Origin of the sequence: Paenibacillus sp. V4I9, from assembly GCF_030817295.1 — a bacterium.
GTDB lineage: Bacteria > Bacillota > Bacilli > Paenibacillales > NBRC-103111 > Paenibacillus_E.
Map to the genome: position 1 here is coordinate 434845 of NZ_JAUSZE010000001.1, position 24737 is coordinate 459581.

A 24737-nucleotide genomic window follows, 5' to 3' on the forward strand; every position below is an offset into this window, starting at 1 on the left:
AGAATGTTTTATAGACTAGAAACGGATATTCTAAGTGGAGAGAGGTTTCATGGATGAGTGAGTTGATTCACAATGTACTGCTTTATTTGGAAGGACTTGGGTATTGGGGGATTTTCCTCGGATTAATGTTGGAAGTTATCCCTAACGAACTGCTTTTAGCATACGCAGGCTATCTGGTGTCTAAAGGTGAGATTAATTTTGTTGGCGCTATAGTTTGTGCTGTAATCGGCGGTACCTTAGCGCAAGTGGTGCTCTATTGGATCGGTCGCTACGGAGGTAGACCCTTCCTTGAGAAGTACGGTAAATATTTGCTTATCAGCAAACATCATATTGATGTAGCTGAGTCTTGGTTTAACCGCTATGGGACAGGCATGATCTTCACAGCTAGATTCATTCCCATTGTCCGTCATGCGATATCCCTTCCCGGGGGTATGGCCAAAATGCCACTAGGTAAGTTTACACTCTACACAGGTCTAGCTTTAATTCCATATTCCATTCTCTATGTCTACTTGGGCATGAAGCTCAAAGATAACTGGGAAACGATTGACGAAATCGCAGGACCATACATTAAGCCATTAATTATCGCAGCGATTGTCTTAACGATCTTGTATGTGGGTTATCAATTATATTTGAAAAGAAAAGCGAAGATATAAGCCACAAAGATTTGGAGCTTTCGCGTGCATTTGCTACAATAAAAGAAACGAATGACGATATGAGAGGATGATCAGCGATGAGTACGAATCTTGCAAGCAAACTACGCACTGGCTTAAAGCCACAGCAGTTCATTGACAGCATGGAGAAAAATCAAGAGCAATTTTTAGCTTATTACAATGGATTTGAATGGGATAATGAAGAGGACAAGGAGTATTTCGATTCTCTAAACAACCGGGATGATCTGCGCTGTCTAATCGTTGCTGCGGATTGGTGCGGCGACGTTGTTCGTAACGTACCTGTCGTATTCAAAGCGCTGGAGAACAGCGGTATTCCTACGGAAGTACTTATTATTGAACAAAATTACGACGTTATTGACCAGTTCCTGACGGGTGGCGGTCGTGCGATTCCAATTGTTATATTTACAGATACAGGCGGTTTTGTTTTGGGACAATGGGGTCCGCGTCCGAAACACGTGCAAGCTGTCATGAATCAATTCAAAAAAGAAAATCCAGATCGTGAAGCGGCAGATTATAACGAAAAAATTCAAGTAGCCAGAGCCGAAATGGGCCGTCAATATGGTGAAGGTAACGGATATCATGCTGTTATTGTGAAGGAACTTCGTGAATTAATCGAGTCGTTCTAAGGTGAATACATATGATTAAAATAGAATCATTTGTGCTAGGCCCGGTAAGTACGAACGCGTATTTGTTATCTGATCCCGAAACGAAAAAAGGCATTATCATAGATCCAGGCATGAATCCTAAATCACTTATCAAAAAGATTGCCGATTTGGATATTGTAGCGATTCTCCTCACGCATGCTCATTTTGACCATATCGGTGGGGTCGATGAGATCCGTAAGCTCAAACGCTGCCCCGTGTATATTCACGATCTGGAAGCCGACTGGCTGACGAATCCAAAGAAAAACGGCTCAGCTCGCTGGCCTGATCTAGGAGCTCCGATTGAAACGGACCCGGCTGAATATGCGCTAGACGAAGGGCAAACGCTCGAGTTTCTTGGCATTAAGCTTAAGGTATTCCATACCCCCGGTCATTCACCGGGAAGTGTGAGCTTCTTATACGAGAAGCACCTGTTCAGTGGAGATGTTCTGTTCAAACTGTCGGTAGGTCGAACGGACCTTCTCGGTGGGGATAACAACGTGCTGCTGGATTCCATTCAAGATAAGCTGTTTTTACTCGATGATGACGTCATTGTGTATCCAGGACATGGCGCCAAAACAACGATTGGTTTCGAACGAGAAAACAATCCATATGTGTAAATATGAGAGGGCTGCTCCCGTTGTGGGGCAGTCCTTTTTAGTTGGAAATGAGCTAAGAGGAACTACGATAACGAATCGAGTTCCCTTTCGCGTGGTTTTGGATCGTTTTTGCCCATGCATGCATGCTCGTTCGCCCATGACATCAGACCATTTTATTTGGATCTGGGTGTTTACCGTGTTCAAGGTAGGTGCTCCCCCATAGACTGATGTTGTAAGCTATTCACCCAAACCTAAACGAAAACAAAGTTGTTTAAGACCATTTAATTTGATGATGAAAGTTTTCCTTAAGGAAAACTTTGAGGAGGTGCTCTTTCATGGAATATGCAAAAGCTCCAACGTACCCAATAGCCCCGATGCCGATGCCAGCTCCGATGCCAATGCCGATGCCGATGTCGATGCCAACCCAAATGCCGCTATCGGTACAGCCGCAAGCTCCTATGATGCAAAGCCCGGTCCACAATGATATCCATTTGCACGCATCCTACCAACAAACATCCTATGTTTTCCCAAAACCGGTTGCTGTACACCACCCTGTAGCAAAAGTTAGCTCTTATAACTCAGTCGGAAGTATTCTCGTTCTGTTCATTTTGCTTGTGATTATTACGCGTGGGATTTGTAAATATTAATTTCATTGATCGTCAATAAAAAAGTAATCCACTTCTGGGGATTTTCGACCGGATTGGATTACTTTTTTGTTTCATAAGTATGGAGCCACTGGGAGCATTCCTGTCTCGTATCGTTTCACTTTTTACTATGTATAGAAATGCCAAGAAGGTGGCATCATGGACGTTATATGATGTATTGAACGGTGGGTGTTAATGGGCATGGGAATAGGAATAGTAAATACGGCAATATGCTCTTACTGCGATCAACCAGCGACATTTCGAATTGGAAATGTTGACTATGAACTACATGCTTGTGACAAACATGAGGATGCCGCGTATATCAAGTTTGATAGAGTGACTGGGGAAGATTCGTGGAGGATGATTTCTATGGCCTCACATGGCTTTACTGAACCTTGAAATAATTCATTGTATGTTCAGGTAAATGTTGGTACATAATATCAATATTATTCTTCGAAGGAGGCATAAAAATGGATATAGAAACGTTTGAAGGAAATTTAGAAACAATTGTTGAGGCATCAGATATTCTCTCCGTTCCAGAAGGAGCGAAAGAATTTGTCGATATCATTGGCGATGAAAAGCTCGATGGTTACGGTAACCCAGCATCAAATTTTGACACACAACAAACAACATAAATTGAACTCCCCCGTGAATGGGGAGTTTTTTATTTATAGTCAAATTAAAGAGACTAGCATTGATGGCTAATCTCTGGTTATTTCAATAATTGATCTATTTTTGCTTGCGCTTCCTTGGCATTTTCAATCGGATCGGCATATTGCGATAACGATTTTACTAAAGCGGCAGAGATGGCTTTAGAAATTCCCGGCCATTGTGGACTAGCAGGTCGAGGACGTGCATACTGCATTTCTTCAGAAAAAATTTGCAATAGCGGATCTTTTGTCCATAAAGGATCGGAAGCCACGTCCTTTCTGGGAGGAAAGTACCCGAAATCTTTTTCGAAATTGTTCATGACTTTAGGGTCCGCAAAGTAAGTCAGAAACTTTATAGCCTCACCGCTGTTTTCACCTTTAATCACCGCCAAATTTTCTCCGCCTAGCACAGAGGCGAATTGCTTATCTTTAGGGATTAAGGCTACTCCCCAGCCCTGCGCACGAAAAGGGTACTCCCCCAATGCGTCCGCTGTTCTATGATTTTCCGCAGGATCGTGAAGCCTGGAACATTGAGGATGCATTCATGTTCGGTCCTGATCTGCTCGTAGCCCCTATACTTTATGAAGGTGCAAGAGTAAGAAAGATTTATTTGCCAAAAGGTTCATCATGGAAAGAGGTAAGCACGGGTCAAATCCATGAGGGCGGCATTTGGATAGAGAGCGATGCACCACTCGAAGTTATACCGTTATTTTTGAGAGATGGAGCAGATTTACCGATTTAGAGAGTCAGAGTATTACGGCTACACAAAACGTCTATAGTGAAATTATCAAGTAACAAGATAGAGGATCCTTCCGCCACAGGCAAGGTTCTTATGATGCCGGAGTATGCTATGGTTTTTTGGCAATGTAAACTTCGTTATCAGACGCGGGGCTACCCCTTCCTTCAATACAAGATCATAATGAGGGTCAGCTCAGCCTGGGATGGCGCTTTCATGGCATGCAAGAGGTCAGGGGTTCGATCCTCCTAGGTACGGGCAATATACGCAAGGTGGTTATTCCACCCACATCGTCGTAACTGAAGACTTCGTGGTCAGAAAATGGCTGGCCTTGCTGCTAGCTTAAAACATTAGGTCAGTCAGTAGCTTGAAAATCACCTGGTTTGATTATGCGAATAACATTCGCTGAGTCATCTAATAAGCCAACAGTTGGGACGATATTAGCCCCCCCTAGACCGCTTGGAAATACACGAACGGCAAATCGACTTACTTTCGCAAATACGTTGTCAAAAGTAATAATAGAGTTTACTTCGTTGAAAGGAGCTAGTGAAACTGTGTGCAAAACGTAAAGTATTGCAGTGCTGAACCCCAGAGTCGGTATGCGATACACCTGGAGTTCAACTTCGGCTGGGACATCGCCTTCGTTGGATAAACTGATAACTAAATTTGTTACTGTAAAATGACGGTTTTCGATAACACCTGTGAACAAAGCCATTGTAATCACCTCCCTATGCTCTCATTTTATTCATAGAATGCTAGATGTGATTGGACAAAATAGAGACGGAATGTGTTTTGCGCTTGGAGTTCATTTATTAGATAATAAGAAAAGCTCAGATAGGGATTTGGATACGACAGGAGTTATTGTATGGATCCTAGCAGTCTTATCCGAACAGTTACTTATGAGTAAAGTAAAAACGCGAAGAGAACTTATCAAATTACTTCGATTAATAAAAATTGATCTTTAACTTGGAGAATATGAATTGAACAATACAGTCGTTTAATATAACAAATGTTGCCTAATTACCAGATAGGTACTACATGAAAATAAGCCTATTATTATGCTGCTCGGTAAGTTAATATATTTGTAAAAGAGATCCAATTATGATGATGCACTAACCAACAATAAGTAAACCACAAAAAACCATAAGAGGTGGGCCCCCAATGTACCCAAAGTATCAAAAACGTAACACACCAGCTTTCACAGCGGCTTCTTACTTCGCTCTTACGGCTGGATTATTCTTATATTGCCTTGGCATCTACAATGCTGACTGGCAATTAAACGTCAAAGGTTATTACTTGTTATGTATGTTCCTAATCACCATCACAAGCATCGTCACCCAAAAGGTGATACGGGACAATGCTGAGGACAAAGATATGAAAATCGAAAATCCTAAGCATCGTATGCGTAACACTCCCGCTTTCACAGGAATGGCGATAGTCGGGTTAATAATTGGATTCGTCATGTTTTTCATTGGATTATTTAACGCGCCATTCGATTTAAACGTAAAGGGCTACTACGTTGCCGTTATGCTTTTGATCTCCTACAGCTCTATCGGGGTACAAAAAGTTACTCGCGATAACGTTGAGGACAAAGAAATCTTGGAAAATCAAAATCTGAACGGCTAATAATAATGCTTATAAATGCATAGAAAATCATGTTAACAAGTGTTAATAGTGTTAACATGCCTATTTAACAAGATTTTTTTGATAACAAATATTATTTTCTAAACCGCCAAACAGGGGCGGTTTTTTTTATTTTTTTTTATTGCTGCTGCTATGATGATCGGAGAAATTTAGTATTAGTCTCAGAAAATATAATATTAGATTTGATATGCAGGCGGAACCTCTCCCTCGAACAAAACTATAGCTCGTAATCCAGTTTCTAAAGCGAAGTGTAAGTTGCACGATCACTGAGTCAGACACACTGAGTGTAATACCCTCCAAAAATTTATACTATTAGTCAACGATGATTATAAGTTCTTCAGCAGCAGCAGCTAAAAAGACGTATTGACAGCTTTTAAGCTCCAATCTATAATTTAAACAAACGTTTAATTTAAACGGTCGTTTAACAAAGAGGAGTGGTAAATATGAAACACGCATTAGGTGCATTTCTAAAACAAGCAACGACGAAGGTCGGGATTATCACAGCCATTACGTTTCAGTTGTTGTTTAGTTTGATTTGGATGACGGGTTATAAGGGAGTAACCGATAATACGAGCCAATTAAAGATCGCGATCGTCAATGAAGATCAAGGTTTGGGGAGCAAAATTGTTCAGAACCTGCAAGGCAATCTTCCGTTTCAAACGGAGTTAGTGACTACTAATGAACAAGCACAAAATCTGTTAAATGATCGTCAAGTTCAGATGGTTATGCATATCTCGGCTGATTTCTCTAAACAGCTTCAAACACCAGGACAGACGGTACCTATTACTTATACAATTAATGAGTCTAATCCTTCTATGACGAAGTCCGTGATGCAAGCGGTAGCCGGGAATGTCACGGCGTCTGTGAACAAAGAGGCAGTAGCAGCTGGGGCATCTGCAGTTCTAACACAGATGAATCCGAAATTACCAGCTGAGCAAGCAGGGCAAATAGCTCAAGGACTCGCAACTAAGGTGACCTCGGACATTCAAAGCACCAATAAAGTAAAGGATATGCCAAATCAGATGCTTCCTATGATGCTAGTGCTTGCTTCTATTGTGGGTACGATGATCATGGGAATGAACTTTAATGTATCTACGAATATACTGGGTGCATCTGTTAATAAGATGGGCAAAATGACCGCGCGTATCGTTGTGACTATTATTGCCGTTGTTGTTGTGGGACTGATCAGTGCAACGATGGTCATTGCCTTGGGCGGGCATGTGGAGAAAGGCTTTTTATCCCTTTGGGCTTTCGAAACCTTATTCTTACTCACCTTTGCGCTCGTCGCTCAAATGTTTTTGACATTGTTTGGGAACGCAGGTATGCTATTTAACATCGCGATGTTGTCCTTGCAATTGGTGTCCTCGGGTGCCATTGTGCCAAGGGAGCTTTTGTCGCATTTTTATCATACAATCAGTAATGCTTTCCCAGCTACCTATGCAGTGAATGGGTTAATGAATATCTTGTTTGGTGGGCCAGGTGTTACAAAGGAAGCCGGTTTCTTGTTTCTTATTGCCGCAGTTGCACTAGTAATCGATATCTTGGTTGTATCTGCGAAAAAGGCAAAGGCAGTGCCTGCCATGGAACAACGTCCACAAACCGCTTAGCTCAAGTACGAGGAGGGCGTTGATAAAATGGCTGAACCAGAATTAGATATGAAAATGAAAATTCTTTTGGCAGCAAAGAAGCTGTTTGCGAAGCATGGTTATGATGCGACAAGTGTTCGTCAAATATGCGAGGAGGCCGGGGCCAATGTGGCTCTGGTTTCCTATTATTTTGGCGGAAAAGAGAGCGTTTTCTATGAGATATTTAATCAGTTTTTTCCGAAGAACAAGTTAATTGATTTTTTTGCCATTGAGGATCCCATTGTAGGTATCCGGACGATTATTCAGGGTGTTATAGAGATCAGAAGTGCTGATCCTCAAATGATTACTCTTATTCAAATGGAGATAATTACGATTACTCCACGTGTGGAGAAAATGAGAGAACTCGTGTATCCATTATGGAAAAAGGTAAGGGATTTACTAGAGAAAGGCAGGCAGGATGGGATTTTTCATTTTGAATCCTTGGATAGCACGCTTATGTTTGTGCTTGGCTCGATGTTTTTTTATAAGCAGAGGGAGTTTTTTGAGCTTATGTTTACGGAGGATCGGCCGGATACGCAGACGTTAATTGCGCAAACAACCACTTATGTAATGAATGCATTAGGATATCAAAATAAAGGGGATTGATGGAAAAATGGGTAAAACGTATATCGTATGTTTGGGTGAGCTTTTGATTGATTTCGTACCGGAGGTGAACGGGCAAGCGTTGGCTGACGTTACAAGCTTCCAGCGGGCGGCGGGCGGAGCGCCGGCCAATGTTGCTGCGGCGGTCGCCAAGCTGGGCGGCGACGCAAGGTTTATCGGTAAAATCGGCCGTGACCCATTCGGCGATTTTTTGGTGCGCACGCTTGACGAAGTCGGCGTGCATACGGCAGTTGTGCAGACCGATGAGGCGAAGACCGGTCTGGCGTTTGTTTCACTGCGCGCGGATGGTGAGCGCGATTTCTTGTTTTTCCGCGACCCGGCGGCGGACATGCTGCTGCGCGCAGACGAAGTCCAGGCGCAGTGGCTGGAAGACGCCGCGGTCTATCATTTCGGCTCGGTATCACTGATCGCCGAGCCTTGCCGCACCGCGACGCTGGACGCAGCGCGCCGAGCGAGAGATTTTGGCGCATTGGTGTCGTACGACCCCAATGTTCGACTGGCGCTGTGGCCGAGCGCTGACGCAGCTCGGACTGAAATCCTGGCGCAGCTTCCGCTTGCGGATGTGGTCAAAGTCAGCGAGGAGGAAGTCGAATTCCTCCTCGGCGTGGACGCGACCACAGGTGCGCAGCAGCTGCTGCAGCGCGGACCTAAAGTGATTATCATCACTTTAGGCCCTGGGGGCTGCCGTGTCGTGACCGCACGGCAGGATGTCGTTATCCCCGGCACGCCTGTGGCAGCCGTGGACACGACTGGCGCCGGCGATAGTTTTGTCGGCGGCATGCTCTATCAGCTGGTATCGCTTGGCGCTACGCCAGCTAACATCGTCGACGTGCTCGCTGAAACAGGAGCCGCCCAACAGGTATTCGCCTTCGCCAACCGCGTAGGCGCAATTACGACGACGCGCAGGGGAGCGATTCCTGCGCTCCCTACGCTTGCGGAAGTGCAATAATCGGCTTGGCATGATATGGATCGCTATCCCCTCTACTCAGAAAACTTGGAAGGTCGAAGATGTCACCTCAGATGTTAGAGATTGTAAGCCGACTCCTTCATATGTTTGATAGAGGCTTTTTCTGTGGTATCTACAAAAGTAGAATGATGGAAACCGTGGCATAAGAAGAGTTAAAACTTAGAGTTCCTGAGTCTAAGGGATAGTGACCAGATATTGGCTTATGAAATGGATGCATTGCCCTAATCTCCATAGCTTGTAAATATATGTTGAAAATTGGAAGTTTATGTGATACTTTTAGGTTGTAGATTTTGAACTTTATATCAAGAATGTTTTGATTTGCGAAGAACGCAGATTTCGGATTTATATCCGGGGTTGCGTTCTTTTTTTGTTTTGGCGAGAAAAGGGGGTGAGGTTTTGAATCGCAGGAGAAGCCTGCTTATTAGTTTGGTTGCTGCGGTTATGGCGGGGGTGCTTGTGTATGGGGTGTATGTCATGCAAGTGAACCAGGTCGAGCTGCAGCAGACTGTTCAGGTTGTGGTTCCGAAGGATTTTATTCGGGCCGGTGTCTTGATTCGTGAGGATATGATGGAATTTAGAGCTGTTCAGAAGGGCAGTTACACAGAAGGAATGATGACGAAGCTGACGGAGGTGGTTGGGCAGGAGACGTTGATACCGCTTGGTAAGCAGGAGCCTATTTTGAAATGGAAGGTGAATCGTTATCATTTGCTTCCCAATGAGCAGCAGGCTACTTTTCAAATTCCCAAGGAATATTTGTTGTCGGTTTCAAATGGTATTCGTGCCGGGGATCGGGTGCGTATTTACGTGTCGGGGGCTGATGGCAGCTCGCGCAGGCTTTTTGATGAGAAGGAAATTACGGTTGCTTCCGTGAAGTCCTCGGCGAATGTGGAGGTGGACAACCCGAAGAGTTCTAATCTGCTATCCAAGGTGGAAGGCGATAAGGAAAAGATGTATGCTTCCCGATTGGAAGCGAACGGCGCTATCGACCAAATCAACTTAAATTTAGCAGAGAGTGAGTGGCTTCAGATTGATCAATTATGCAGCTCGAAGAAAGCGAGGTTAGTCATCGCGTTCAGTTCCTCTTCTATTTTGACTGGGGAGTGAAATGGGTATCAGGTTGGCAGAAGAATGAAAAGGTGTATGAGATCGGCGAGGAATGAAAGGAGGTATGAGATTTGCATATAGGACTGCTATCGACGGATCAACGATTAATTGATGAGATTACGAATGTGGTTTATTCGAAACCGTTAAACTGGACGATCTGCTCGGCTGCGGATGATTTACGTGGTAAATTAACGGAAATGCCTTACTCGCATACGATTATTTCGGATCGGGAGATGGATTTTGGGGATTTTGAAGAGTTTCTTGAGGAGTTACAACTCCAGTACGCAGGTTTAAAAATCATTGTTCTGCTCTCGAACTATCACGATGCTTCCATAAATGAGAAATATTTGAAAATGTCCAAGCTGATGAAGCTTGATTATGTTCAGCCAGGGCGCAGCACAGCTGTTATTGCTGACGACATTCGGGCCTGGGTTGATGGTTCCGGGGTAGACCATACGAATCAACAATCGTTAGGAAAATTAATTACTTTCATCGGCTCTACGCCAAACATAGGTACGACGTTAGCTTCATTTGGTGTAGCACACGCGCTAGCCTTAGAGACATCAATGAAAGTCGGATATTTGTGTCTCAATCTAAAAAGCTCTAAACTTCATCGTTATTTAGGTCGAGATGAACATGTTTTTACGTTGGATGGTCTGAGAGCGGAGCTAAAGGCGCAAAGTCTTACACCGGAAAGGCTGCAGCAGGTTTGCGATAAACCGAAAGAGGCACATGGGCTGCATATCCTGTATGGGAATATGCTTCGAGAGCAGGCGGAGTTTTTTACGCCATCGGAGATTATTCATTTATTGCGTGTGGCACGAAGCACTTTTGATGTATGCATCATAGAAGTAAGCGCTTATTGGGACAATGCGGCGACGGTTTGTGGATTGCTAGAAGCGGATAGCAAAATTGTGGTAACGACAGCGGATATCGCCCATTTTCAAGAGGATTTTTCGAGGTGGATTAGGCAGGTTGGCGCTGTTTTTGGTCTTCAGCCGGATGGCTTTGAGTTAATGGCTGTTCAAACGGATCGACATGCCAAGCATAGTGAGTTCACGATTAAAGATATTCGCAAGGAAACACAGCTGCATCTGATTGGTCAAGTATCTCGGCATGCTGATGCGCTTTCCCGTTGTAATCAAGGCAAACTGTTGGACATGTTCGTGCCGACCCACGCCATGCATGAGGAGGTTAGGGCGGTTTCTCGAAAATTCATTGACTACTATAAGCTGCCAAGGAAGGTGAGTTTACGACAAGTAACATGGCTGCAGAAGATCATAACAGGCAGACGAGCTGCAACTTAAATCAAGTTGGAAAGAGGTGAGGGGAGTGAGTGAGGAAAGGTTTTCAATCATTACATACATGCATGAACGCAAAAGCGAGGGCACAGTGGTTGATTTGACTTCAAGTACTGAGATGGAAAAGAGAAGATCCGATTATGGCTCGGTGAGATCTGGTTTTGGGGCAGAGCATGGCGGGCGGACTCTGGGCCATGTGGGAGAAGAGGAAGATGGCGAGGGATGTCTAAGATCAAGTGTGGGTATTGGAGCTTCCAATGGAGAAAGACCTGAACAGCAGATGCAGGGGGATGCTCTTTTTAACCAATGGGTACAGGATATTCGAAGTGAACTTGTTTCGATGAAGGGCAGGACTGAGGCCGAAAAGCAGCAATATAACGAGACTTTGAATCGTGCGATTCTTGGTTATGAGGAGGATCGAGGCAAGCTTCTTGCGATTATCCATGATCTGGTTTCGAAAAGAAGGCTTTCGGATGTGCCTCCGAGGACGAGTGGATATACGACTTTGCCAGAAGCCATTTTTGCAGAGATTATTGGGCTTAACGTTCTTGAACTAGTACTAAAGCATAAGGAGGGACTTGAAGAGATTCAGGTTGTGGGGAGACAGATTTTTGAGGTGCGCAATGGGATGGCAATGCCGTCTGCCTATTCGTTGCCTTCTGTGCGTGAATTAGAGAGGATTCAGCAGAATTTGGTTCTGTTTAACAATGATACTTTGAATCCCAGGAAGCGATGGGCAGAGGTAGTTCTACGGGACGGATCCCGCGTTACGATGACTGGGTTCGGATTTACGGCTGAACCGACATTAACGATTCGCTTTTATACGATTAAGCGGTTTGATTTGACGTCCCTTGCTGCTGCGGAACTAGCCACGATGGATAAAAGGATGGAAAAGCTGATTCTGATCTTGATCCGATCCTATTTCAATATGGTTGTTATCGGTCCTACCAACTCGGGGAAAACGAATTTAATCAAAGCGATAATTGCCGAAATGGACGATAATGAACGAATTATTACGATCGAATCGAGATTCGAGTTGAATTTAAAGCGCGATTTTCCGCATAAAAATATCGTCGAATACGAAATTGACGAGGAAGATCCGCGGCATTCTGGGCTGCAAGCTTTTAAATTGGCATTGAGGCAATCGCCTAAGCGCATTTGTCATGCTGAAATTCGGGATGATGACGCCAATCTTTATGTTAGGGCTTGTACGCGGGGTCACGAGGGCAGTATTACTTCGGTTCATGTGAGTGAACTTGAGGATGTGCCTGATGCGATTACAGATATGTGTATGTTGGATGGCAGGGGGATGAATCCACTTCGTCTAACGAAACGGATTACAGAGTTTGTGACACAAATCGGTATGGAGATGGCTGTCGTTGATGGAAAAAGAAAGATTATGCGAATCGTCGAATATCGTTATGAAAATGAGGAGGTTTGCGTCACGGATCTCTCAGTTTATGACAAGTCGACAGATGAATGGACATTTCCCGGGAAATTGTCGCATCATGCATCGCGGAAAATAGCCAAGGCAGACAATGAGAGTCTTGCTTTGTTGAGGGAACTCGGATTTATTGAGAAAGAAGGCGAGTTTTAGCCATGATTTTCGCCAAATATGTCTTTCTCTTGTTGTTACTTGTTCTAGTTTTTGTGCTTACTCAATCGCTTTTACACGTACTGATCCGACAACGCAAAGCCAGATATAGGCTGCATTATGTCAAAACCTCCACGTTCGTCGCTAGATTCAGCGAATATTTGGGAAATAGAAGTACTTTATTTAAGCATATAAAGGAAATGATGGAATCCGTCGAATCCAAAATGAGCATGCGTGGCATTATGACAGTCAGTTTCGTTTTGTTTTTAGTAGGATTGTTGGCGGGGATGTTGTTTTTTCAGACGTTAAAAGGGGTTGTTATCGTTACTTCTATCTGTGTTTCACTTCCTTATATGTTGCTTCGGTTGAAGCTGGTCAGTGTCAGGCTGCAAACCCGATTGGAGTTTCTTCCGGCCGTTGAAGTGTTCTATCAGTACTATATGGTGGATCCCAATAAAAACATGAAAATGGCTCTTAAATATTGTTTAGAAGAGAACCGAATTCTTTATCCGATCAAGCCCGTATTTGAGCAATTATATCGTAATCTCATGACACAAAGGGATACGGAGGAGAGCTTACGCATTTTCTCACTCACTTTGGGCCATACATGGGCCGAGTATTTTGTCGGTGTCATGCGTGTTGCTTTGACGGAAGGGAGCTTTGTCGGTGAAAGCTTAAAGGATTTGATTGTCGATATGCGGAAAGCGCAGCGATTCGATCAGTTGGAAAGAAATCGACTTTTAGAGATACGTATTGCTAATTTTACGCCGATATTGTTTCTTGCCTTATTCTTATTTATTAATTTCAAGGTAAACACGGAGAACGCTTATTTGTATTATATTGTTGACCCTGATGGGCGAAACATGATTCTTGATGCGCTTCTGCTCATTTTCGTCTCGTTTTTAATGGGCATGTACTTATCTATGCGAAGAATGTGAGGGATTTGCTTCCGTGATTATTGAAAGCACGCAGCTGGTTATGCTGCAGATGGTTTCTAATTTGCTGCTCTTTCTTCTTTTCATGACCGTTTTTTATCACTTTTTCATGCATATGCCTGCACGTAAGAAGAGATGGAGATCACTACATGTCAAAAGAGCACTGCAAGAAACAAAACTTCCTTCATGGATGTTCTCATACTTAGGTATGAGTACGAAAATCGTGGAGGAAAAGCGTCAACTGCTGCTGGGGTGCGGTATTTGGATGAATGCTAATCTTTATGAAGGTGTAAGAAGGATAGCGATGGGTGGCGCACTTTTGCTCGGTGCTGTTGGGTATTTAGCTCTGGAGTATCCGGTGCTAACTTTGTATATGCAGCCGATTTATGTGATGGTTGGGACTGCTTGCTTACTCATTTTTTTGTTTTTTGATAAAAAGGTGCTGGCTCAATTAAAGGAAAAACGAGCACATCGAATAGTCCGAGAGATTTACGTGATTAGTCATCATCTTCTCTATTACAACGATTCTGGGCTGAATTTACATGCCAAGCTATCTCTATGTGTTTCACAAACGCGCTCCATCCGGTCGCATTTCCAATTGCTGTTGAATGAATGGTATCAAGGCTCGGAAGAGGCTATTAACCATTTTAAAATCAGACTAGGGACAGATGAAGCACACAGCTTTGGGGAGACGCTGAATGCTTTGAGACTGAATGAACATGGGAGCTATTACGAGTTGTTAAAGCAAAGAATTCAGGACTACAAAGAAAAAATGGAACTGGTTCGAGATAGTAAAAAAGAAACCGTGTCTTATCTTTTGTTTGTATTAGCAGGACTGCCAATTTTGAACACATTTCGGGTATTCATGTACCCGTGGATTGCAGAAGGCCAGCGATTATTTAATGCGATTAACTAAAGGGAGAGGGAAGTTATGAGGAATATATTGATCACAGTTATGATGCTAATTGTAGTGGCTTTACTTTTTACATCGATTATTAATGATGGGTCAACAGGGATGAGGCGGAATATTTCGACGCACGGAACGCAGGCAAATACAGATATTACCGCATTAAGGCCGTAACGATGGAAGATTTTCTGTGAGATCGATCCTCGTTACGGTGATGCTAATTATGGTGGTGATTGTCATATATAACAGTGTGGTTGGTGGCAGCACAGGTACTCGGAAGCAAGTAAGTAACAGCGGAGTAAGGATCAATGGGACGATTGAGCGAATTAACCCATGAAGCAGATTTTGGTGTTTATCCTATTTGCAACAATGCTTTGTTGGTTTATGTTTGCACCGGTGTATAAGCATGTCATTATTGTTCGGCAGGCTGTTTTGCAAAAAGAAGTCGATTATTTGCTAGAAATCGGTGCTAATGGCAGGCACGGTTATATTAATAGCACCATGATTCAGGACTCTAAGAATCGGATGGCGGAAAGAGGCTTCATTCCGGGAGATCTCGTTTACACGGTAGATACGACTTCGGGGGTCGGGGGAATGGATCCAGGAATGCCTGTTTGGAGAGGAACAGGACTGAGTTTAAAAATGACGTATCCGTATCATCGACTTTTTGTCATTGATCAGCTTGTCGGAATTACGGTCCCTTCCGGATCGGATCGTATGGGGGCAACAGGCATGAAGATGAGTGAGTATGTGCCTTAGGGGCTCGAGGTGATGTTTTGTATAAACTGCTTTTGATAGTCTTGATGAGCGTCGTTTATATGTCGCTATATGGGCTGCAAACGGATGAAGAACTGGCTATGCATACGCTTTTTCACGGGAAGCATGCATTGAATAATTCGGTGCATGCGGCGGCTCAGCAAAGTGATCAAGTAAAGCTGGCAAGCGGTATTCACAGTATTGATGAGACGAAGGCTAGAGAAGTAGCCATGCAATATCTGCAAGCTAATTTAAGATTAAATACGGCGAACGATCCGCTGCCGAATACGTTTTTGCGCAGTAGGGTTGTCGTGGAATTATTTAAGATTATTAATGATAATGAGGTATTTCCTTATACGTATGTGAATGCGGGAAATAGTTACTCTGTTACACTGGATCGGCCTGGTGTGATTATGTTCATCCGTTTGGAGTTTCCGCGGACTTATGCGGTTTTGCAGCCGATTACGTGGACGATTAAGTCTTCGGCGGAGATGGTATTTTGACCTCATACGAAAGTATAATGAGAAAGTGAGGTGTGAATTCAAGGTTACAAGGAGAGATACATATGACTATTTTCCAGCAACGTCAGCAGGCGCTGCAGCGTGAGATGATCCAGCGGGGTTGGTCCGGCTTCTTGGTCACGAACAACGTCGATATATATTACTACTGCGGATCGATGCAGACGGGGTATTTGTTTATTCCGGCGGAGGGAGACGCGCTTTACCTCGTACGCAGAAGCTTGGTCCGAGCGGAGGAGGAAGCGTCAGCGGCCGTGGAAGCGCTGGGGTCTTTGAAGACGCTGGGTGAGCGTCTTCGCGCGCGCTGCGCGGGTGGATCCGCGGCTGCGCCGATGCGGATCGCCACTGAGCTGGACGTGTTACCCGTCCAGCTGTATGTAAGGCTGCAGGCCGCGCTGCCCCGCGCGGCCTGGGAGGACGGCTCGCTGCTCGTGCGCGAGCAGCGGATGATCAAATCGCCGGACGAAGTCACGGCGATTCGAGCGGCTGCGCGCGTCGTCGACGCAGCGCTGGAAGCGGTCATCCCCCACATTCGTGAGGGGATGGCGGAGTTTGAGCTGATGGCGCTCATTGAGCATCAGCTCCGGCTGCGCGGGCACCAAGGGCTGATGCGCATGCGCGCGTACAATTCCGAGTTGATAACCGGAATGGTAGCGGCAGGCGCGGCGGCAGCGGTGCCCACCTATTTTGACGGGCCGGCCGGAGGCACGGGGCTTCACCCGTCCAGCCCGCAGAGCTCAGGCCGCGCGCCGATTCGGCGCGGCGAACCAATCCTCGTCGATATCGGCTGCTCGATCGACGGCTATCTTATCGATCAGACGCGCACGCTTGTGATCGGCGATCTAGACCCTGAGCTGCAGCGGGCCTATGACGTGGCGGAGCAGGTGCTCCGCGCCACGGAAGCCAGGCTGCAGCCTGGCGTTATTGCCGAGCATCTCTATCTGCTCGCGCTGGATCAAGTGCAGGAAGCGGGGCTTAGCGCCCACTTCATGGGGTACGGCGCCGACCAAGTGAAATTCCTTGGTCATGGCATTGGGCTCGAAATCGACGAATTGCCCGTTCTCGCCAAAGGCTTCAAATACCCGCTGGCGCCCGGCATGGTCATCGCGATCGAACCTAAATTCACCTACCCCGGTCGCGGAGTGGTTGGTATTGAGGATACGTATTTGATTACCGAAAATGGTTATGAAAAGCTGACCATTTCGAGGGACGGTATTCGCCGAGTATAAATAATTTTCCATAAAAGAGAGACTGGCGGAAAAATCATGCCAGTCTCTTTGTTTTTAATTAACAAGCAAGTATACTTGACCCATATGAAAATCATAAGGGGACAATGGACAATGAAATTGAGACATTTCATACCACAAACGTTAAAGTACAAACTGTTCTTAGCATTCCTACTCGTTATTTTGCTGCCCATTATTATCTTAAATATGACGCACGTTCAAAAGTTTGAGACGTTAATGAGAGAACAAGTTAGCAGTCAAAATCTCGAACAAATGACAACGATTACATCCTCACTTGGCAGTTTATTAAGTGTTTCAGAGAAGACCTTTACCCTGATTGAACAGGATTCTTTTGTAACTGCGATTTTGAGAAATCCCGAAGAGGGGGGTTCTTATGCCTCTTTCCAACAAAGACTAAAAATCGAAGAGAAGTTTAATGCCATTAATAATAGTGTTTTTATTGCTAATTCCTACGTCTACTATACCGTTCTTGATGCGGAAGATCATGTTTACACCTCATATGGACCTACTCATATATTAAGCCACGCTGCTCTTTCGGCAATGCCAGTTATACAGGATGCTTTCCTTGGAAAGTCCCTTTCCAAATGGCAGCTAGAAGAAGGTGGGCTAACCTCAGCCTTTGGTATTCAACCCTCTTTATTGACCATGTATAAAGGATTACGAGACGAAAATAATCAGGTTTATGCCGTTGTAAGAATTGGCGTTGATTATCAAAGCTGGCTTCGAAGCGCTATCCCAAGCCCGATAAATGACGAATTGTATGTATTGGCTTCCGCAGAAGGAGAAATCTACGGGCGCAGCAATACATCCAGTGCTTTTGCGCTGCCAAACCCATTGAATACGTTAGGTTGGGAGCCGACTGGAAGTAAGGTCGAGAATGACCACATCATTAGTTATTCTAAAATTCCGAGCTTGAATTGGTTTCTAGTCAAGAGCATTCCAACCAAATACCTGTTTCACAAAGTGAATCAGCTGCAGCAATCCTATATTTTGACAACGCTAATTATTGCCGTTCTATTTATTGTCATGACCTTTCTGATCTCGACCACCATCACCAGACCCCTGCAGCTTTTGCAGAGAAAAATGTCTGATGTTGTGAAGCGAAATCTGAAGATTCAATTGCCTGAGGAAAGCTATAAGGGTGAAATTCTAACCTTTATACAGGCTTTTAATAAGATGGTCAGAGATGTGGAGAACCTTCTTAACCGGTTGAAAGAGGAAGAAAGGAACAAAGAGGCTATGCGTTTCCAAATGCTTTTGTCACAAATGAACCCGCACTTTCTGTTAAACACGTTAAATACGGTGAAATGGCTTGCCATTGAACTCGGTGATCATCAAATTCCTGAAGTTTGCGAGTCGCTCGGCAAGTTATTGGAAGCAGGAATGCGATTGGATGTGGATTTAATTCATCTAGAGCATGAGATTGAACTTGCCCAGAGATACATCCGTATTCAGCAGCTTCGCTATGACCGCGAATTCGATGTGGATATCACATTTGACCCTGAGCTTCGCCATGCGCTTATTCCTAAATTGAGCTTGCAGCCGCTAATTGAGAATAGTATCTATCATGGGTTTGCGAAGATCGAGAGGTCAGGCAGCATCCAAATTAGAGTTCAAAAACAAGAAAATAAGCTTGTTATCGATGTGGAGGATAATGGTGTTGGCGTAGGTAACGCTGGGTCAACCTCCAGTACAGGAAATGGCATTGCCTTGAAAAATCTCGAAGAGAGACTCGTGCTCCTGTTTCGAAAAGAAGGAACTTTGGCTATAGAATCCATCCCAATTGGGACATTAGTTCGCATTCGTATTCCGTTCTTGTTGTCTCCACCCTATTCGAAAGGGGAAAGCTTACATGTGGACAGTTCTCTTGGTAGAAGATGAAGCCTTCGTGAGACGAAGTATCCGAAAGGGGATGCCCTGGGAGGAAAATGGGTTCAAGGTGATAGAGGAATGTGGAAATGGCCAAGAAGCCTTGGAATTTATCAGAAATAAACAGCCGGATTTGGTCATTTGCGATATTATGATGCCTGTCCTGAATGGTGTAGAGCTTCTTTCGCAGGTTCGCCGGGAGAATTTAGGAACAGCCTTCATCATGCTCACTGTCATGAATGATTTTGAGTTTATCCAGCAAGCGATGGAGCTAGGGGCATCGGGTTATGTGCTTAAGCTTTATTTGACTCCGGAGAAAATGACTGATGCGCTAACAAAGGTAAAACGGGAGTTAGAAAGAAACTTGCGTCTTATTTCTCAAGAAATAGACGATTACTGTGAGATTTTATATAACGAACCTAATGATCAGGTGCGGACGATTGAAAACCCGGCGTTTATTCGGGATTCTTTTAACCCCAATCTACTTATCCTTATTTTGCATGGACAAACCATTTTCGATAAGCAAGATTTGCTGCAACTGCCTTTATTCGATACGGAAATGAACGCAAGGATGCATCTTTTTACCAAGATGGGAATGACCACGGTCCTATGCTCTGTTCCAGATGAAATAAAGATTAGAATAAGGGACACCGAACAGCGTTGTGATTTCGTTGTTTTAATCTCAGAGCGGTTGTCTGATGAGGCTATTCACACGGTTTGGAAAACCATGGTTTCTCGGTTGACTGAACTATGGTATGCAAGTAGAGCGGGCATTTTCTTCCACCAGCCCAAAACCTTGAAGGCTAATGCCTATTCCAACCTGCCTTGGTCGCTTGAGAAGAGCTTAATCCAAGCTTTTGAGCAAATGAACCAAGGATTACTGGATCTTTCATGGCAGGAAATCTGGTCGTGGATGAGGGACGTAGAACTATCTTTGCTTCGTGTAAAAGAAATAGTGCTGCGTTTGGATCGCAAGTTTGCAGAGCTCGCATTTACGACAATTGACACCCTAAGTACCTTTGTAGAGGCTCTTTCTCATAGGGAGGCGGGGACTCTTTTTAAACAGAGAATCGATATGTACATGGCACAATGGAAGGCAACGAACTATGAGGTTACGGATCATGCTGAAATAAATAAAGTCATTGCCTATATGAATCAGCATTTTGAAGAAGAGATGCCGCTGTCGCTGCTTGCTGGTATTGCAACGATGGATGATAAATATTTGAGTGTCCTTTTTAAGAAAAAAACAAGTAAAACTATAACGGAATATATCATGGGGCTGCGCATTGAAAAGGCTTGTCACCTGCTGCTGCACACGGATCAACCTGTTGCTCAAATCGGGGCCAATGTCGGTTTTGCCAATGAGAATTACTTCGCTCGCATATTTCGGAGAGAAGTCGGCATGCCGCCGAGTATTTTCAGACAACAAAATGCGAAGTTATGAAATCAAACTTTTGTGCTAAAAGAACAATACATTGTTCCTTCGAACCTTAAAAAGCTGGTGATATAGTTGATTTATAACCAGTAAGGATATGAAATACAGGAGGGTCAAATGATGAATATGAAGAAAACAACGCTAAGTCTACTCTCTGCGGCTGTCGTGTTGGGAGTTGCTGCAGGCTGTGGTTCATCGGGTGAGAATGCCGCTAAGAACAGTCCCGCTGCTTCTTCAGAAACTAAGAAAGCGGTCACGCTTACGATGTGGGGTGGCGTACCTGCCGAAGCCGGTCCGCAGTTGGTTGTTGATAATTGGAACGCAAAGAACCCCGATATTCAGGTGAAATATGAGCGTTTTGTCAATGATGATGCCGGAAATCTAAAGCTAGATACGGCTCTTACGACAAATCAAGGTATCGATTTATATGTCAACTATACCTTATCGGGTTTATCAAAACGTGTTGATGCTGGAACAGCACTCGATCTTAGTGAATTTAAAGACTACAATATTGACGATAAAATGGGCACGGATGCAAAGGACTGGAAAGTAAAAGATAAGTATTACGGGCTTCCAACCAAAAAGAATGTATCTTTCGTTTGGTTGAACAAAAATGCACTTGATGAAGCTGGACTAGCCGTTCCTTCGTTAGATTGGACGATGGCTGATCTGCAGCAATATGCGACCAAGCTCAAAAAAGGCACACGTTGGGGCTTTACAGAACATATCTCCGGATACACCAACTTTATTGATGGAGCTAGTGCCGGAGCCGGATTCACGAAAGCGGATGGGACATCCAATCTCGACGAACCGACTGTTCGTAAGGCGTACGAAGCTATGTTTGATATGATGCATAATGATAAATCAATGCCTCTTCTTGGCGAACAAATGACGAGTAAAATGCCTACCGATTCGATGTTTTTAAAAGGCGAAACAGCCATGCTTGGGGCGGGCGAGTTTATATTCCGCAGTTCAAACAACATGAAAGATTTCCCGCGCGACTTCAAGATTGCTTTTGCCACGGTTCCTAAAGTGACGAAAGAACAGACTAGTTTTAAATATCCGGGAGGACTTGGCGACGTTATTTCCATTAATCCAAACTCGAAGAATAAAGAGCAAGCTTGGAAGTTTTTGAAATGGTATGCAGATGGTGGAATGATGCCACTTGCTGCTGGCGGACGCATCCCTTCTTCTAAGGATGCGAATGTGGAAGAAGCAATTAAACTGCTCCTTGGAGACAATGAAAAAACATATGATGTGGATTCGCTCAAAAAGGTTGTATTCGGCAAATTCCCTACGTTTACAGCAACGCTTCCGCAACAGGTTGTGGATGCGCGAAAAGAAGAATATGAAAAGTATTTCTTGAAGGCACAGTCCTTAGATGACACCCTTAAGAATTCGGTCAAGCGCCATAACGACTACTTATCCAAAAACAAGAAATAGCAAGAAAAGATGGGGGGATGCATCAAGTAAGAGGCACCTCCCTTTTTTGTTCAAAAAAGGAGTGATTTATGGAATGAACTGGGCAAAAAAACAACGTAGATTAGGGTACTTGTTCATTTTACCTAATATGCTAGGCGTCATATTATTCTTTGTCATCCCTGCCATATTTTCGTTGGGGATTATGTTCACGAATTATAAATACACATCGCCGGATATCGAGTGGATCGGTCTCGACAATTTCAACAGGTTATTTCATGACCCAGTATTCTATGTTTCATTGAAGAAAACAGCCTTATTTCTTGCCGCTGTCCCTGTTTCAATCGGATTGGCCTTTCTTGTAGCTCTTGTATTGAATCGCAGTGTGTATGTAAAGAGTCTGTTACGGGCTATGTTTTTCATGCCTTACATTACGAGCGGTGTAGCTGTTGCTTTTGTATGGATGCTTTTGTTTCAGCCGTCGCAGGGACCTATTAACAGCTTTCTTCGTTCCATTGGCATTGATAATCCGCCAGGATGGATGTCTACGACGACCTCTTCGATGTACGCCATAGACATTATTTGGATTTGGTTTCTTCTTGGCTATAATATGATCATTTATTTGGCAGCCTTTCAAGAAATACCGCAAGAACAATTGGAAGCCGCAAAAATCGATGGAGCCAGCTCATGGACGACGGTTTGGAAAATCATCTTTCCTCTAGTTAGTCCCTCCACGTTCTTATTAATGATTACGGGCTTAATTACGTCTATGAAGACGTTTGGCATGATTCAAGCTGTTACGCAAGGCGGACCTGGCGGCAGTACAACGATTTTATCCTTATTTATTTACCACAATGCGTTTCGTTACTATGAAATGGGCTATGCTTCAGCCATCTCATGGGTCTTATTCGGTATTATCTTCTTGATCACGATGATTCAATGGGTTGGTCAGAAGCGATGGGTTCACTATTAAGTAAAAACCGGAGTTGAGACATATGGAGATAAAATCGACAAAATTACTATATACGATTGCCATGCTAGTATTGGGTCTTTTTATGATTTTGCCGTTTCTTTGGATGATAAGTACATCTTTTAAAACACCAAATGAAGTGTTCCAATACCCGATCCAATGGATACCCCAGAAGGTGACGTTTGAACATCATCTTAAAGTATGGACAGGCAAGGAAAGCTTTCTTATTTATTATATGAATTCGTTGAAAATAGCTCTGATTTGCATGGTTGGTGCTACATTCTTATCCTCCTTAGCGGCTTATGGATTTTCGCGAATTGAGTTTAAGGGAAGAAACCTGCTCTTCATGTTCTACTTATCTATGATGATGGTTCCACCGCAAGTGTTATTTGTTCCTAAATTTATTTTGTTTGATAAAATAGGGATTTATAATACGCACTGGGCACTTATTCTTCCTGGTTTGTTTACCATTTTTGGGGTATTTCTGATGAGACAATTTTTCATGTCGATCCCACAGGAGATCACTGAATCGGCCTTTGTGGACGGGGCTGGTCACTTCCGTATTTTCTTTCAGCTCATGCTGCCTCTGGCCAAACCGGCGTTGGCTACCTTAGCGATTATTGATTTCTCCTGGCACTGGAATGATTATGAGAATGCCCTCGTTTTCCTACTTGACCGTGATCTGTATACAGTCCCGCTGGGTATGCAGAATTTCATACTAGAATTCAATATTGACTATAACGGAATGATGGCGGCAACATCTGCTGGCATTGTCCCCATGCTGCTTATATTTCTTATTGGACAAAAATATATCATACAAGGTATTACTGGTTCCGCGGTAAAAGGTTAAGGATAATTGGAGACACTCGAACGAGGATTCCATCTACCTTCCCTCGGAGGGATCATTTATTATTGAAAAACCCTAGCCAGTGGCTAGGGTTTTTCAATCTTGATTTATAGGATGAACGATTAGATTTTCTCAATAACCTTATCAATCAATCCATACGTTTTCGCATCTTCAGCGGTTAGGAAATAATCACGGTCTGTATCTAATTCAATCTTCTCGATCGGCTGCTTAGTTGTTTCGGCAAGAATTCGATTGAGTGTTCGCCGTGTTTTGAGAATGTGCTGGGCACGAATATGAATATCGCTGGCTTGACCTTGGGCGCCTCCCCATGGTTGGTGAATCATGACCTCGGCATTAGGGAGAGCGAACCTTTTGCCAGGTGCACCTGCTGTTAACAGGATAGCCCCCATAGATGCGGCCATACCTACACAGATGGTGGATACATCGGGCTTAATGAAATGCATCGTATCGAAAATCGCCAGTCCTGCAGAAGTAGAACCGCCGGGTGAGTTGATGTAGAGAGAAATATCTTTCTCTGGATCTTCAGCGGAAAGGAACAATAACTGGGCAACAATCGCATTGGCCACTTGATCGTTGACCTCCGTGCCAAGGAACACAATGCGATCTTTGAGCAGTCTGGAATAAATGTCATAAGAGCGCTCGCCGCGCGAAGATTGTTCGACAACCATAGGTATGAAACTCATAGGAATCATCCTTTCATTTTAAGTATTATATTTAAGAAGCTTTGCTTTGGACGGTATGACTGTGGACCGTACGTTTTTGACCAAAACCAGAGGATACCATGATTAAACGGATCGGTTCTTCGCCATGGGTGGTTTGAAATTCACGAACGGTGAAGGTAGCCTCTGATTCATTAGGCGAGGTGCCTTGACGACGATATGAGTCGATCGAGATCACGTTGCTTCCTGAGGTTTCAGGAGTACGATCAACGGCTTGCTCCCAAGCAATAACAGGTGTTGCAGGTACTGCGTCATTCTGCGGTTTACTTGTTTGTTGTTCATGATTCATGGCGG

At 44.1% G+C, this 24737-nt stretch carries 29 protein-coding genes; 25 read left to right on the top strand and 4 right to left on the bottom strand.

What is annotated here, in order from left to right:
• Positions 1-53 precede the first annotated feature (53 nt).
• The 5 genes from uptA to QFZ81_RS02095 all read left to right on the top strand — a co-directional run bounded on the left by uptA (position 54) and on the right by QFZ81_RS02095 (position 3190).
• Positions 54-653, top strand: coding sequence for an undecaprenyl phosphate transporter UptA (uptA, locus tag QFZ81_RS02075; RefSeq protein ID WP_307434443.1), 600 nt, complete (start codon positions 54-56; stop codon positions 651-653).
• 77 nt (positions 654-730) lie between these two features.
• On the top strand, positions 731-1297 hold the full coding sequence (locus tag QFZ81_RS02080) for a thioredoxin family protein (RefSeq protein WP_307434440.1): 567 nt from the start codon (positions 731-733) through the stop codon (positions 1295-1297).
• Between the two features lie 11 nt (positions 1298-1308).
• On the top strand, positions 1309-1932 hold the full coding sequence (locus QFZ81_RS02085) for an MBL fold metallo-hydrolase (protein ID WP_307434437.1): 624 nt from the start codon (positions 1309-1311) through the stop codon (positions 1930-1932).
• Positions 1933-2246: 314 nt separating this feature from the next.
• Complete coding sequence (locus tag QFZ81_RS02090; RefSeq protein ID WP_307434434.1) at positions 2247-2558, top strand: hypothetical protein; 312 nt, start codon at positions 2247-2249, stop codon at positions 2556-2558.
• Positions 2559-3025: 467 nt separating this feature from the next.
• Positions 3026-3190 (top strand): hypothetical protein, encoded by a 165-nt coding sequence (locus QFZ81_RS02095; RefSeq protein ID WP_307601274.1) that lies wholly within the window; start codon positions 3026-3028, stop codon positions 3188-3190.
• Positions 3191-3267: 77 nt separating this feature from the next.
• Here QFZ81_RS02095 and QFZ81_RS02100 read toward each other — a convergent pair whose 3' ends face one another.
• A complete protein-coding gene (locus tag QFZ81_RS02100; RefSeq protein ID WP_307601276.1) occupies positions 3268-3747 on the bottom strand; it encodes an extracellular solute-binding protein in 480 nt (159 codons plus the stop codon).
• On the opposite strand from QFZ81_RS02100, the gene QFZ81_RS02105 reads away from it, so the two are divergent.
• Entirely contained in the window at positions 3687-3947 is a 261-nt protein-coding gene (locus QFZ81_RS02105) for a hypothetical protein (protein ID WP_373463622.1), read from the top strand. The genes QFZ81_RS02100 and QFZ81_RS02105 overlap by 61 nt on opposite strands.
• A 349-nt stretch (positions 3948-4296) precedes the next feature.
• On the opposite strand, the gene QFZ81_RS02110 is transcribed toward QFZ81_RS02105, so the two are convergent.
• A complete protein-coding gene (locus tag QFZ81_RS02110) occupies positions 4297-4656 on the bottom strand; it encodes a hypothetical protein (RefSeq protein WP_307601278.1) in 360 nt (119 codons plus the stop codon).
• Between the two features lie 446 nt (positions 4657-5102).
• On the opposite strand from QFZ81_RS02110, the gene QFZ81_RS02115 reads away from it, so the two are divergent.
• From QFZ81_RS02115 to QFZ81_RS02205, 19 genes are all read left to right on the top strand, one after another.
• Positions 5103-5567: a YiaA/YiaB family inner membrane protein gene (locus QFZ81_RS02115; RefSeq protein WP_307601280.1), complete on the top strand. Its 465-nt coding sequence runs from the start codon at positions 5103-5105 to the stop codon at positions 5565-5567.
• A 461-nt stretch (positions 5568-6028) separates the two neighbouring features.
• On the top strand, positions 6029-7192 hold the full coding sequence (locus QFZ81_RS02120; protein ID WP_307434403.1) for a YhgE/Pip domain-containing protein: 1164 nt from the start codon (positions 6029-6031) through the stop codon (positions 7190-7192).
• Between the two features lie 27 nt (positions 7193-7219).
• Positions 7220-7816 carry a TetR/AcrR family transcriptional regulator gene (locus tag QFZ81_RS02125; RefSeq protein WP_307434400.1) on the top strand — a complete coding sequence of 199 codons (597 nt, stop codon included), beginning with the start codon at positions 7220-7222 and terminating at the stop codon, positions 7814-7816.
• A 7-nt stretch (positions 7817-7823) separates the two neighbouring features.
• Positions 7824-8783, top strand: coding sequence for a PfkB family carbohydrate kinase (locus tag QFZ81_RS02130; protein WP_307601282.1), 960 nt, complete (start codon positions 7824-7826; stop codon positions 8781-8783).
• A 414-nt stretch (positions 8784-9197) separates the two neighbouring features.
• On the top strand, positions 9198-9905 hold the full coding sequence (locus QFZ81_RS02135; RefSeq protein WP_307601284.1) for a CpaB family protein: 708 nt from the start codon (positions 9198-9200) through the stop codon (positions 9903-9905).
• A gap of 71 nt (positions 9906-9976) precedes the next feature.
• Positions 9977-11212 (top strand): CpaE/TadZ family protein, encoded by a 1236-nt coding sequence (locus QFZ81_RS02140; RefSeq protein WP_307601286.1) that lies wholly within the window; start codon positions 9977-9979, stop codon positions 11210-11212.
• A gap of 25 nt (positions 11213-11237) precedes the next feature.
• A complete protein-coding gene (locus QFZ81_RS02145) occupies positions 11238-12803 on the top strand; it encodes an ATPase, T2SS/T4P/T4SS family (protein WP_307601288.1) in 1566 nt (521 codons plus the stop codon).
• 2 nt (positions 12804-12805) lie between these two features.
• The gene (locus tag QFZ81_RS02150) at positions 12806-13738 is read left to right on the top strand and encodes a hypothetical protein (protein WP_307434386.1); all 933 of its coding nucleotides are present in this window, start codon (positions 12806-12808) and stop codon (positions 13736-13738) included.
• A 13-nt stretch (positions 13739-13751) separates the two neighbouring features.
• Positions 13752-14651 carry a hypothetical protein gene (locus QFZ81_RS02155; protein WP_307601290.1) on the top strand — a complete coding sequence of 300 codons (900 nt, stop codon included), beginning with the start codon at positions 13752-13754 and terminating at the stop codon, positions 14649-14651.
• 15 nt (positions 14652-14666) lie between these two features.
• Positions 14667-14816: a hypothetical protein gene (locus QFZ81_RS02160; RefSeq protein WP_164484210.1), complete on the top strand. Its 150-nt coding sequence runs from the start codon at positions 14667-14669 to the stop codon at positions 14814-14816.
• A 16-nt stretch (positions 14817-14832) separates the two neighbouring features.
• Positions 14833-14979, top strand: coding sequence for a hypothetical protein (locus QFZ81_RS02165; RefSeq protein ID WP_307434376.1), 147 nt, complete (start codon positions 14833-14835; stop codon positions 14977-14979).
• Positions 14976-15401 (top strand): hypothetical protein, encoded by a 426-nt coding sequence (locus QFZ81_RS02170; RefSeq protein ID WP_307434373.1) that lies wholly within the window; start codon positions 14976-14978, stop codon positions 15399-15401. Before QFZ81_RS02165 ends, QFZ81_RS02170 begins: the two co-directional genes overlap by 4 nt.
• A 17-nt stretch (positions 15402-15418) precedes the next feature.
• On the top strand, positions 15419-15901 hold the full coding sequence (locus tag QFZ81_RS02175; RefSeq protein ID WP_307434370.1) for a hypothetical protein: 483 nt from the start codon (positions 15419-15421) through the stop codon (positions 15899-15901).
• A gap of 62 nt (positions 15902-15963) precedes the next feature.
• Positions 15964-17145, top strand: coding sequence for a M24 family metallopeptidase (locus QFZ81_RS02180; protein WP_307601292.1), 1182 nt, complete (start codon positions 15964-15966; stop codon positions 17143-17145).
• Between the two features lie 111 nt (positions 17146-17256).
• On the top strand, positions 17257-19044 hold the full coding sequence (locus QFZ81_RS02185; RefSeq protein ID WP_307434365.1) for a cache domain-containing sensor histidine kinase: 1788 nt from the start codon (positions 17257-17259) through the stop codon (positions 19042-19044).
• Positions 19016-20476, top strand: coding sequence for a response regulator (locus QFZ81_RS02190; protein WP_307601294.1), 1461 nt, complete (start codon positions 19016-19018; stop codon positions 20474-20476). The genes QFZ81_RS02185 and QFZ81_RS02190 overlap by 29 nt, the downstream gene beginning before the upstream one ends.
• A 108-nt stretch (positions 20477-20584) precedes the next feature.
• Positions 20585-21910 (top strand): ABC transporter substrate-binding protein, encoded by a 1326-nt coding sequence (locus QFZ81_RS02195; RefSeq protein WP_307434358.1) that lies wholly within the window; start codon positions 20585-20587, stop codon positions 21908-21910.
• A 73-nt stretch (positions 21911-21983) separates the two neighbouring features.
• Positions 21984-22859 carry a carbohydrate ABC transporter permease gene (locus tag QFZ81_RS02200; protein ID WP_307434355.1) on the top strand — a complete coding sequence of 292 codons (876 nt, stop codon included), beginning with the start codon at positions 21984-21986 and terminating at the stop codon, positions 22857-22859.
• A gap of 22 nt (positions 22860-22881) precedes the next feature.
• Positions 22882-23706, top strand: coding sequence for a carbohydrate ABC transporter permease (locus QFZ81_RS02205; RefSeq protein WP_307434352.1), 825 nt, complete (start codon positions 22882-22884; stop codon positions 23704-23706).
• 119 nt (positions 23707-23825) lie between these two features.
• On the opposite strand, the gene clpP is transcribed toward QFZ81_RS02205, so the two are convergent.
• Both clpP and QFZ81_RS02215 read right to left on the bottom strand, forming a co-directional pair.
• A complete protein-coding gene (clpP, locus tag QFZ81_RS02210; RefSeq protein WP_047684586.1) occupies positions 23826-24407 on the bottom strand; it encodes an ATP-dependent Clp endopeptidase proteolytic subunit ClpP in 582 nt (193 codons plus the stop codon).
• Positions 24408-24438: 31 nt separating this feature from the next.
• The gene (locus QFZ81_RS02215) at positions 24439-24732 is read right to left on the bottom strand and encodes a hypothetical protein (protein WP_171644946.1); all 294 of its coding nucleotides are present in this window, start codon (positions 24730-24732) and stop codon (positions 24439-24441) included.
• Positions 24733-24737 lie beyond the last annotated feature (5 nt).